This window comes from Leisingera sp. SS27 (genome assembly GCF_028368855.1).
Classification (GTDB): Bacteria; Pseudomonadota; Alphaproteobacteria; order Rhodobacterales; family Rhodobacteraceae; genus Leisingera.
Genome location: NZ_JAQNCY010000001.1, coordinates 162,591 through 173,576, shown reverse-complemented (window position 1 = coordinate 173,576; position 10,986 = coordinate 162,591). Strand labels below are relative to the sequence as shown.

At 61.2% G+C, this 10,986-nt stretch carries 10 protein-coding genes; 4 read left to right on the top strand and 6 right to left on the bottom strand.

Features of this window, described 5'->3' with window-relative positions; all coding sequences use genetic code 11:
- Positions 1–52 precede the first annotated feature (52 nt).
- A complete protein-coding gene (locus N6L27_RS00820; RefSeq protein ID WP_271905167.1) occupies positions 53–394 on the top strand; it encodes a hypothetical protein in 342 nt (113 codons plus the stop codon).
- A gap of 16 nt (positions 395–410) precedes the next feature.
- On the opposite strand, the gene N6L27_RS00815 is transcribed toward N6L27_RS00820, so the two are convergent.
- Entirely contained in the window at positions 411–1,181 is a 771-nt protein-coding gene (locus tag N6L27_RS00815; protein WP_271905166.1) for an MmyB family transcriptional regulator, read from the bottom strand.
- A 121-nt stretch (positions 1,182–1,302) separates the two neighbouring features.
- Here N6L27_RS00815 and N6L27_RS00810 point away from each other — a divergent pair, with 121 nt between their 5' ends.
- Complete coding sequence (locus tag N6L27_RS00810; RefSeq protein WP_271905165.1) at positions 1,303–1,737, top strand: excinuclease ABC subunit A; 435 nt, start codon at positions 1,303–1,305, stop codon at positions 1,735–1,737.
- An 89-nt stretch (positions 1,738–1,826) separates the two neighbouring features.
- Here the strand turns inward: N6L27_RS00810 and uvrA are convergent, their stop codons facing one another.
- Both uvrA and N6L27_RS00800 read right to left on the bottom strand, forming a co-directional pair.
- Positions 1,827–4,685: an excinuclease ABC subunit UvrA gene (uvrA, locus tag N6L27_RS00805; protein WP_271905164.1), complete on the bottom strand. Its 2,859-nt coding sequence runs from the start codon at positions 4,683–4,685 to the stop codon at positions 1,827–1,829.
- A gap of 259 nt (positions 4,686–4,944) precedes the next feature.
- Entirely contained in the window at positions 4,945–6,114 is a 1,170-nt protein-coding gene (locus tag N6L27_RS00800) for an MFS transporter (protein WP_271905163.1), read from the bottom strand.
- Positions 6,115–6,375: 261 nt separating this feature from the next.
- On the opposite strand from N6L27_RS00800, the gene N6L27_RS00795 reads away from it, so the two are divergent.
- Positions 6,376–7,665: a WD40 repeat domain-containing protein gene (locus N6L27_RS00795; protein ID WP_271905162.1), complete on the top strand. Its 1,290-nt coding sequence runs from the start codon at positions 6,376–6,378 to the stop codon at positions 7,663–7,665.
- 132 nt (positions 7,666–7,797) lie between these two features.
- On the opposite strand, the gene lpdA is transcribed toward N6L27_RS00795, so the two are convergent.
- The gene (gene lpdA / locus N6L27_RS00790) at positions 7,798–9,192 is read right to left on the bottom strand and encodes a dihydrolipoyl dehydrogenase (RefSeq protein WP_271905161.1); all 1,395 of its coding nucleotides are present in this window, start codon (positions 9,190–9,192) and stop codon (positions 7,798–7,800) included.
- Positions 9,193–9,387: 195 nt separating this feature from the next.
- On the opposite strand from lpdA, the gene N6L27_RS00785 reads away from it, so the two are divergent.
- Entirely contained in the window at positions 9,388–9,801 is a 414-nt protein-coding gene (locus N6L27_RS00785; RefSeq protein WP_271905160.1) for a hypothetical protein, read from the top strand.
- Positions 9,802–9,809: 8 nt separating this feature from the next.
- On the opposite strand, the gene N6L27_RS00780 is transcribed toward N6L27_RS00785, so the two are convergent.
- Together N6L27_RS00780 and N6L27_RS00775 are read right to left on the bottom strand one after the other, a co-directional pair.
- Positions 9,810–10,244 (bottom strand): GFA family protein, encoded by a 435-nt coding sequence (locus tag N6L27_RS00780; RefSeq protein WP_271905159.1) that lies wholly within the window; start codon positions 10,242–10,244, stop codon positions 9,810–9,812.
- Between the two features lie 159 nt (positions 10,245–10,403).
- On the bottom strand, positions 10,404–10,982 hold the full coding sequence (locus N6L27_RS00775; protein WP_271905158.1) for a DUF924 family protein: 579 nt from the start codon (positions 10,980–10,982) through the stop codon (positions 10,404–10,406).
- Positions 10,983–10,986 lie beyond the last annotated feature (4 nt).

Genomic DNA, 10,986 nt, shown 5'->3' with positions numbered 1-10,986 from the left:
TTTGCCCCGCAGCCCTTTATGACGAAGGCAGCGAAAAAAGGACCAGCTGTAAATGGTACGCCGCCGTCTTGTTCCGATCACCGTTCTTGCCGCCGCCAGCGCGCTGGCAATTCCGCTGGCCGCAGGTAATGGCGGCGAGGAGAGGGACCGCTTGCAATGCCCCGGCGGGCTGGTGATGAAAGCCTCGCACTGCGCGCCGCCGGGTCCGGTAAAGAAGTTCTACCGCCGCGGTGATCACATCCTGGACGAATACATCTGGATCGGAGATCCCGGACAATGGGCGCCGGATCCCTATGGCACTTATGTTCAGGCCGGCGGCTATGTCTATCAGGTCAACCGCGAGACCCAGAAGGTGCTGCGCCTGATCGGCGCCGCGGACACTCTCGCCAAGTAGAGGCGCAGATGCCCGGTCAAGCCCCGGCCAACGCTGTCATGGCTTGACGCGTCGCCTCGTCTGCAGGAAACAGCATCTCGATCCTCAACTCCGACATCGCAAGGTCGCCAGTGCCGCCAAACTGTGTGATGGTGGAAAAGAACGCCAGCACCTGGCCGCCCATCCGGTACCGCGCAGGGATCACCGCCGGCAGCACCCCCTCCTCCGGGGCCGCATGGCTCAAGGCTTTTTCCTGCAGCCGTGCAACCGCCTGCTCCAGAACCGGATCGGACCCGAAATGGCCTAGCTCGGTCCTCAGCCGCGCCAGGCTGAGCCACTCCACCTCCTCCAGATTGTCCAGCGCCGCGCGCAACGCCGAATTGTCCAGCAATGCCTCGATCAGGTTGCTGCCCCGGCTGATACCGGCGCTGCCCAGCATCATTTCCATGGGGCGGTTCAGATCCAGCAGGGTCCAATGCCGGTCGATCATCATCGCCGGAAGGGGCGTATGCGCCGCCATCATCTGCGCAGCTGCCTGTTGCAGCGGCGCCAGCTCCGCATCGGCCAGGTCCCGGCGCGCATAGGCCGGCGCAAGCCCCGCCGCCGTCAGCAACTGGTTCTGCGCCCCGCCCGGCAGCTGCAACTCCTCGCTCAGCCGCAGCACCATGCCGCGGCTGGGGCGTGAGCGGCCGCTCTCCAGAAACGACAAGTGCCGGGCTGAAACACCGGCCTCCAGTGCCAGCTGCAGCTGGCTCATCCGCCTATGTCCGCGCCATTTTTTCAAAACCGCGCCAAAGCTCTCCGCCATTTGATGCCTCCGTTTTCCGCAGCATAGGGGGCTGCAGCGGGGAATACACTTACCCCCCAGGTAATTGTTTTGCCTCCGCTCTCCGCTGCATCTTGCCGAAGACATTTCACAGGAGCTTCCAATGACACACACCGCCGCAACCCGACTGCTCAAGACAGTCTCAATCCTGGGCGCAGCCTTCGGTCTTGCCCTCGTGCTGGCGCTGGCAACACCTCTGGGAAGAGCACTCGATCTTTTCCTCGACCTTGCCTTCCTGCCGCTAGACGGCGCCCAGGCGCTCAGCCCGGGCGCAGCCGCCCTGATGACAGCCATCAGCGGCGGGCTGATGTGCGGCTTCTGTGTTCTGATCTACCTTGTGACAGAGCACATCTACAGTGCCGACCCGGCCCTTGGCCGCCGCCTGCTGCTCCCGGCGCTGCTGGCCTGGTACATCCCCGACAGCCTCGGCTCCCTCGCCGCCGGCGCCTGGTTCAACGTGGTGATGAACACGGCCTTTCTGGGGCTGCTCGTGGTGCCGCTGTTGCTGGCCCGCCCCGCCGCCGCGCAAACTGCATAACAAAGGGGGGCAACGCCCCTCTGTTCATCTCGCCAAAAATATCCCGGGGTGAATTGGCCAAAGGCCAAGAGGGGCAGCGCCCCTCTTATTCACTCTGCCGCCACCTTCCGCGCCGCAAGAATGTCCTTCAGATAGCGCCCGGTGTGGCTGCGCGGCTCCTCGGCCACCGCTTCCGGGGTCCCGGCCGCAACAATCTCGCCGCCGCCGTCGCCGCCTTCCGGGCCGATGTCGATGATCCAGTCGGCGGTTTTGACCACATCCAGATTGTGCTCGATCACCACCACTGAATTGCCCTGCTCCACCAGTTCGTGCAGCACTTCCAAGAGCTTCTTCACATCCTCGAAATGCAGGCCGGTGGTCGGCTCATCCAGGATATACAGCGTCCGCCCGGTAGAGCGTTTCGACAGCTCCTTCGACAGTTTCACCCGCTGCGCCTCGCCGCCCGACAGCGTCGTCGCCTGCTGGCCCACCTTGATATAGCCCAGGCCCACCCGCATCAGCGCGTCCATCTTGTCGCGGATCGCAGGCACCGCCTGGAAGAAAGTCTGTGCATCTTCCACAGTCATATCAAGCACATCGGCGATGCTCTTGCCCTTGAACTTGATCTCCAGCGTCTCGCGGTTGTAGCGCGCGCCCTTGCAGGTTTCGCAAGTGACATAGACGTCGGGCAGGAAATGCATCTCGATCTTGATGACGCCGTCGCCTTGGCAGGCCTCGCAGCGGCCGCCCTTGACGTTGAAGGAGAACCGCCCCGGCTTGTAGCCGCGCGCCTTGGCCTCCGGCAGCCCGGCAAACCAGTCGCGGATCGGGGTGAAGGCCCCGGTGTAAGTCGCTGGATTTGAACGCGGAGTCCGCCCGATAGGGCGCTGGTCAATGTCGATCACCTTGTCCAGATGCTCCAGCCCTTTGATGCTTTCGCAAGGTGCCGGCGTCTGGCGCGCGCCATTGAGGCGCATTGAGGCGGTCTTGAACAGCGTCTCGATGGTCAGCGTCGACTTGCCGCCGCCCGACACGCCGGTCACACAGACGAACTTGCCCAGCGGGAACTCCGCCGTCACCTCCTTCAGGTTGTTGCCGCTGGCCTTGACCACCTTGATCTTCTTCTTGTTGCCCTTGCGGCGCTTGGCCGGCACAGCGATTTCCCGGGTGCCCGCCAGATACTGGCCGGTGATCGACCCCGTGTCCGCCGCAATTGCTTGCGGCGTACCGTGGCTCACCACTTCGCCGCCATGCACCCCGGCGCCGGGGCCGATATCAAAGACGTAATCCGCCTGTCGGATCATGTCCTCGTCATGCTCCACCACGATCACTGTGTTGCCCTGATCGCGCAGGTTCTTCAGGGTGCCGATCAGCCGGTCATTATCGCGCTGGTGCAAGCCGATGGACGGCTCGTCCAGCACATACAACACCCCGGTCAGGCCGGAGCCGATCTGGCTCGCCAGACGGATCCGCTGGCTCTCGCCACCGGACAACGTGCCGGAATTGCGGCTCAGCGTCAGATATTCCAGACCCACATTGTTCAGGAAGCCCAGCCGCTCGCGGATCTCCTTGACTATGGCGCGGGCGATCTCCTGTTTCTGCTGGGTCAGATGGTTCGGCACATCCTCGATCCAGGCCAGCGCCTCGCGGATCGACAGCTGCACCACCTGCCCCACATGCACGCCCGCGATCTTCACCGCCAGCGCTTCCTCGCGCAGACGGTAGCCCTCGCAGTGATGGCAATGGCGGTTGTTCTGGTAGCGCTCAAACTCTTCGCGGATCCAGTTGGAATCAGTCTCGCGGTAGCGCCGCTCCATGTTCGGAATGACGCCCTCGAAGGTGCGCTCCACCTGATAGACCCGGCCGCCCTCGTCATAGCGGAACATGATCTCTTCGTCGCCGGAGCCGTACAGGAACACCTTCTGAACCTTCTCCGGCAGGTCCTTCCAAACGGTGTTCTTGTCGAACTCGTAATGCCGCGCAATGGCTTCAATGGTCTGCAGGAAATAGGGCGACTTGCCCTTGCGCCAGGGCGCCAGCGCGCCGTCATAGACCTTCAGGCTCTGGTCCGGCACCACCAGCCGTTCATCGAAAAACAGCTCAACCCCCAAGCCGTCGCATTCCGGGCAAGCCCCGAACGGCGCGTTGAAGGAGAACAGCCGCGGTTCGATCTCCGGGATGGTGAAGCCGCTGACCGGGCAGGCAAAGTTTTCGCTGAAGGTGATCCGCTCCGGATCCCCCTCCCGCGGAGCCGTTTCCAGAATGGCAATACCATCGGCCAGGTCCAGCGCAGTGCGAAGTGAGTCCGCCAGCCGCGTCTCCATCCCCTCACGCACCACCAGGCGGTCGACAACCACGTCGATGTCATGGCGGAACTTCTTGTCCAGAGTGGGCGGCTCGTCCAGTTCATAGAACTCCCCGTCCACCTTCACCCGCTGGAAGCCCTGCTTGCGCAGCTCCAGGAATTCCTTCTTGTACTCACCCTTGCGGTCGCGGACGATCGGCGCCAGCAGATAGCCGCGGGTGCCCTCCTCCATCTCCATGATCCGGTCGACCATGTCCTGCACCTGCTGCGCCTCAATCGGCTTGCCGGTGGCCGGGCTGTAGGGCGTGCCGGCGCGGGCAAACAACAGGCGCAGATAGTCATAGATCTCCGTCACCGTGCCAACGGTGGAACGCGGGTTCTTCGACGTCGTCTTCTGTTCGATCGAGATCGCCGGGGACAGACCGCTGATATGGTCCACATCCGGCTTTTCCATCATATCCAGGAACTGGCGCGCATAGGCCGACAGGCTTTCGACATAACGGCGCTGGCCCTCGGCATAGATCGTGTCAAACGCCAGCGAGGACTTGCCCGAACCCGAAAGACCGGTGATCACCACCAGTTCATCGCGCGGAATATCCACGTCGATGCTCTTCAGATTATGCTCGCGCGCGCCGCGCACTTCGATGGATTTCAGCTCAGCCATAATGCCCCCGTACCCGCGCCGCCGAACCCTTGGCGGACGCCCGCCCTACAGATAGGGAATGCTGTGGAAAACGCCAAGCCCAAAAAGAGAACATTGCGCGAACAGGTTGAAACTTGCTGACAGCAGCTGGCAACAGCCGGAGAACCTGGGTTTTCCGGCCCGGAATTCGGCACGAATTCCGTTGCGCCGCGCGCTTTGCGCGGCGCTTGGCCCAACGGGAACGGGCCCCTTGGGGCCTGTGACGGGCGGGAGCCGCCGCTCAGGCCCAGGCGCGCCGCCGTGCGGCCAGCAGCTGGTGCACCAGAATGCCCGCCAGGAACAGGGCGCAGACCACCAGCATCATGCCGCCATAGCCTGCCAGGCCCAGCGAGCCCAGCAGCAGCGGCGTGCCGATCACATTGCCTGCGTTGCCCGCCTGCGACATCGCCCCGTTCGCCTCGGCCTGATCCGCCGCAGTGGTGTTCAGCTGCGGCACGCAGGCAAAGCTGCCGCTCTGCACCAGGCCAAAGGCCGCCGCCAGCGCAAAACACGCCAGCCAATCGCCCGGCATGGCCCAGAGCCACAGCCCGCCCGCCGCACATAATCCAAAACCCAGCTGAATGAGCTGCACCGCCGGCATCACCCGCAACAATGCCACCCCCAACAGCATCGACGACGCGATGGAGATCAGCGGAAACGCCCCCATCACAAAGGCCCGCTGCTCAGCTGGCAGATGCGGCGGAAGCACCGTCAGGAGCGCTACAAAACAAGTGGTGTAAAACAGCCAGCCCGCGGCCGGCGCCAGCTTGAACGGTGACCGGTAGATCTTCAGATGCAGGGCCGCCAGGTTGGCCAGCTGCGGCATTGGCTGGCGCGGCGGCATCGGCAGGCCCCGCATCGACCACTGCAGCAGAACAGCCAGCACCGCCATCAGTGCGGCATGCGCGGCAAACAGCGACAGCAGGCCATGCGCGGCCACCAGCGGCAGCCCCAGCCAATTCAAGAGCGCAAAGGCAACACCAAAAAACGTGCTCCACACGGTCAGTGCCGTGCCCCGCTGGCGGTCGCTTGCCAAGAGCGCCATCAGCGTCGGCCCCGCCACCACGATGCCCAGATGCGACAACCCTTCGGCCGCGCGTGTCACCAGGAACAGCCCGTAAGGCAGATGCAGCACCTGCAGCGCCGACATCACGGCGCCTGTCCATAAGGCCCAGACCAGTGTGCGCCGGTAGCCGAAGGAAGAAACGAACAACCCGGCCACCGCACCCATCAGAATGCCCAGCACGCCCGTCATCGACACGCTGAGGCTCAGGCTGGCGCCGGCTTCCGGATACAGCGCGCCCAGCTGGTCAAAGACAACCGAAACCTTGCCGTATTGCGCAGCAGCGCCAAGGCCCGCAGCCCAGACCGCAAGGATCGCGCCCCAGCGGGTTTTCCCGGATGCCATCATGACTGCCGCCCCTTTGATCTTGTTCTGCCACTGGTTACCCCTGTGCACAGCCAGAAGCCAGAGCGTTAGGGGCTCGTTGAAAAAAACAAGCAAGCACCTCTTTCATCTATGCCGCTTCATTGATCTTCGGCTTTCAAAGCACTGTTTCCGAACGCTATCACAGGGGAAAAGACATCGCTCTTTGCACCAACAAAAATAGGCTTCAGGAAGCGTTCAGGGTTGTTTAAAGACACCCCGACACAATATTAAGGTGCAAATTTCATGAAGAAATCCATAGCTTTTTCAATCGGCATCCTAGCCGTCGTTGGTGTAACGCTGGTAGTAACTGAGTTCGATCATCTGAACCCGGTGACAAGACCACATGCAGAAAATGGAAAACGAACTGTTGAGATCAAGGCAGGAAACCTGTCAAATGTCACGTACAGTTTTTCTCCGGATGCCACTCTTTTTGTTCACAGCCTAGAGGCCGACCGTTACCGGGGCTATCTGGAGATCCGAAACGCAGAGACTGGAGATTTGGTCGCCAGGTCTGATGACAACATAGTCCAATCTGCTGTTCCCTCTTGGTACACCGCAACCGACGGGGAACCGGGACTTTTCGTTCCCGGCGTCAACGACACTTTGGTAAAATGGGATGGTATCGAATGGTCGCAGGTTGAAATCGATGGTCTTGATTGGGGCCTTGCGTCCAACAGCCAGGGAATCTTATCACCTGATGGCCGGTTTCTTACGGCGGCGAACTTCCGGTCGTCGGGGATTACAGTAAATCTAGAGACTAATGAGGTTGTAGAACTAAATCACGGTCACCGTCAGACCCATCTAGCGAGCTGGTCACCTGACGGCAGCCTTTTTGCAACTGGCCATGACGGTCAGGTTGTTATCTATGAGGGCAGGCACCTAAAGGTAAAACAGCGTTACAAACAGATCTCAAGTGATGTTTACGAGGCATCCATTGTCAATGAACTGAAGTGGTCCCCTTCGGGCAAATACCTGATCATCGGCACGCTTTACGGAGCGAGCTATATTGTTGAACCGGGTAATCGAACCGTAAAACCCAGGCCGCTGGCTCCTGAAGCTGACATGGTTTTTACATCAGAGTGGTTGACAAAACCTGATCAAAGCTGGTTCGCCAAGTGGTTACCTCCGAAAGACCAGGTTATTTACAACTATTTGGTAAGGGACGATAACGTAGGTCGCGTTGAGGGCTTAGCTGTACATGACGCAGATAGCGGAGAAGTCATTCGTGACTTTCCCTTTCCCCAGTACGACTTAGGTGAGCATCCGACTTTTATTTCAGCCTGGCCTGACGGCATTGCGGGTGTAATCTCAGCTTACAAGAGGGCGAGCAGCGGGGACGTGGATTTCTACATCTACCATCTTTCTGAAAGCGGACCCATTATATTGGACTTCGAACGTAAAGATGCCCCGAACAATGAGGCGCCGCATATTGTTTTTTCGGAAAAAAACACGAGATACGCCGTCCGTTACGAAAACGGCGGAGATCCATTCTTTTCGATTGGTGAGGTCAGAGACCTTTTGGTCGAGAGGTAATTCTCGCATCGCGGTTCACGAAGCAGAGAAAACGCAAGAAATTTGCGGAATTTCTGAAAGAATTCAATGCGCCAGCAAAAAAAGGCGACCCTCAGCAGGCCGCCTTTTCAATCCTACACTGCCTCGGGCAGCTCACATGTGGATCACCCGGTCATAGGCATCCAGCACCGATTCATGCATCATCTCGCTGAGCGTGGGGTGCGGGAAGACGGTGTTCATCAGGTCTTCCTCGGTGGTCTCCAGCTGGCGGCCCACCACATAGCCCTGGATCATCTCGGTCACCTCGGCGCCGACCATGTGGGCACCCAGCAGCTCGCCGGTCTTGGCGTCAAATATAGTCTTGACCATGCCCTCGGCCTCACCCAGCGCGATGGCCTTGCCATTGCCGATAAAGGGGAAGCGGCCGACCTTGATGTCGTAACCCAGTTCCTTGGCTTTCGCTTCGGTATAGCCGACAGAGGCCACCTGCGGCTGGCAGTAGGTGCAGCCGGCAATGCTTTCCGGCTTAACGGCGTGCGCGTGCTTGCCCGCGATCAGCTCGGCCACCATCACACCTTCGTGGGACGCCTTGTGCGCCAGCCAGGGCGCGCCGGCGATGTCGCCGATAGCATAGAGGCCATCGACGCCGGTACGGCAGAATTCATCAGTGATCACATGGGTCCGGTCGACCTTGACGCCCAGCTCTTCCAGCCCCAGGCCCTCGACATTGCCGACGATACCCACGGCGGAGATCACGGTGTCGAACTCCTGTTTCTCTACCTTGCCGCCCACTTCGATTTGGGCAGTCACTTTGCCCTTGCCCCGATCCAGCTGCTTGACCATGGCTTTCTCCATGATCTTCATGCCCTGTTTGACAAAGGCCTTCTTGGCAAAGGCGGAGATTTCGGCGTCCTCGACCGGCAGCACCCGGTCCATCACCTCAACCACCGTCGTGTCAGCGCCCAGGGTGTTGTAGAAGCTGGCAAATTCGATGCCGATGGCGCCGGAGCCGATCACCAGCAGCTTCTTCGGCATCCGCACCGGCTGCAGCGCGTGTTTGTAGGTCCAGACCAGATCGCCGTCCGCTTCCAGCCCCGGCAGCTCGCGGGCGCGGGCGCCGGTGGCCAGAACGATGTTCTTGGCGGTCAGATCCTGTGTGCCCTTGTCGGTCTTGACCGAAACCTTGCCTTTGGCCGGAATCGACGCTTCGCCCATCACCACGTCGATCTTGTTCTTCTTCATCAGGTGGCCGATGCCGGAGCTGAGCTGTTTCGCCACCCCGCGCGAGCGTTTCACCACCGCGTCCAGGTCATAGCCGATGTTCTCCGCCTTAAGGCCGAAATCCTTGGCGCGCTCCATCAGGTGGAACACTTCTGACGACCGCAGCAGCGCCTTGGTCGGAATGCAGCCCCAGTTCAGGCAGATGCCGCCCAGATGCTCACGCTCGACCACGCAGGTCTTCAGGCCCAGCTGTGCCGCACGGATGGCGGCGACATAGCCCCCCGGCCCGGCGCCGATTACGATCACGTCATAAGATTGTGCGGCCATGTTGCTCCCTCGCCCTCGAACAGGTTCCAAAAAACTAGTTTACCGTTAAACTAGTTTTTGCTGCACTGCAATCACCCTCTGCTGCGGCATAGCGGCCATGCGTTTTACGGCAGGTTTCCGCTTGGCAGCACGGATAGCTCCGGGTCAGCATAAGCCGGAAGCTTTCTGCAATCCACAACCCTGGACCGCATGCCCATGACAAAACTCCTTTTCGACTTCGCCAAGGCTCTTTTGAACGCCACCCTGATCCTGCTGGCAGTGTGCCTGTTCCTGGGATGGAAACTGATGACCGCAGCCGAGGGCGTTACGGCCAATGCTGAAGCCATCACCGGCCAGGTTGCGCCGCTGCGCACCGCCGTCACAGAGCTGCAACAGGAGGTTGCCGGTCTTCGCAGTTCGGTTCAGTCCGGCACGGCTCCTGCCGAAAGGCTCGCCCGGCTGGAGGCACGCCTTGCACAGTTCCAAACCGCCCTCGCTGACATGCGCACCCTGCCCCGGCACGCCGCGGCAGACGCCGCCCGCACAGGGGCCGCGGAACTGGCCAGCCGCATCATTCTCGCCGTACCTCTTCTGAAGGACGGCAGTGCTTGCGGCCCCGGTGAAAGCTGATCACCTGCTCAGCCCTTTGCGGCGTAGGCTGCCAGCAGCCCGCCGAACTCCTCCATCGTGGGGAAATGCTCAAAGCTGTGCTCAGCGGTAACCTGCACAAACGGATGTTTGGCCGCTGTCCAGGTCTCAATGAACGGGCGGAACCAGCTGGTGTCCTCGAACATCGTGGGGCGGACGTTCACAAACTCCTCCACGCCGGTGATACGGGTAAACATCCAAGTCTGGCACTCCGGGCAGCAATAGTGGGCCAATTCGGCACCCTTGGCGCCGCCAACGACAGGATCGCCCTGGACAACCCGGAACGCCTCTGCCGGGAACATCGCGGTCAGGGAAAACGCGCTGGCGCTCATCTTCTGGCAGCCGCGGCAATGGCAGGCCGCGGTCAGCACCGGCGGCGCTGAGGCTTCAACGGCGGTGGCGCCGCAGCGGCAGCTTCCCGTCATCGGAAATTGAACTGTGGTCAAGGGCCTGTCCTCAATGGCTTGTCAAAAAAAGCAGACCTTTTCCCTGCCGAAGTGCTGCGCCGCAAGCAAGGGGCCGCAAAAGAAAACGCCGCGCCCGTTACCGGGGCGCGGCGCTGATACCTTCCAATTGGACCGGTGTCAGCCGGCCGCTTGCATCTGCCGCACGGTCTCGCCGTAGCCGCCGGCCTGCACATAGGCCAGTTCCGGGCTGGTGCTGGCGCGGTGCAAGGCCTCATTGCGGTAGGGGAAGCGGCCGAACTGGCGGATCACTTCGCGGTGGGCGCGGGCATGCAGCAGGTTGCTGGTGCCGTTCTGCGGCATCCGCTCCATCATCAGCCGGATGCACCGTTCCTGATCACACAGGTTTTCCGAGTGCATCAGCGGCAGATAGAAGAACTGCCGCGCAGGCTCGTCGATCTTCAGATCCCAGTTCTTGTTGATGGCGATCTTGGCCGCCGACAGGGCTGCCCGGTCAGAGGCAAAGGCGCGGCCCTCGCCGCGGAACATGTTGCGCGGGAACTGGTCCATCAGGATGATGTAGGCCAGCGTGCCGCTCGGGTAGGTGAGCCAGAAGGAGAACCGGCCCTCGCAGGCCGCCTCCCATGTGGATTGGAACGTCTCGCGGATCTCCTGATCCAGCGCGTCATCCTGCAGATACCATCCCTTCTCCCCGACTTTGTCGAGCCAGAACGCAAGTATCTCTTCGGGACCAGTCATCGGT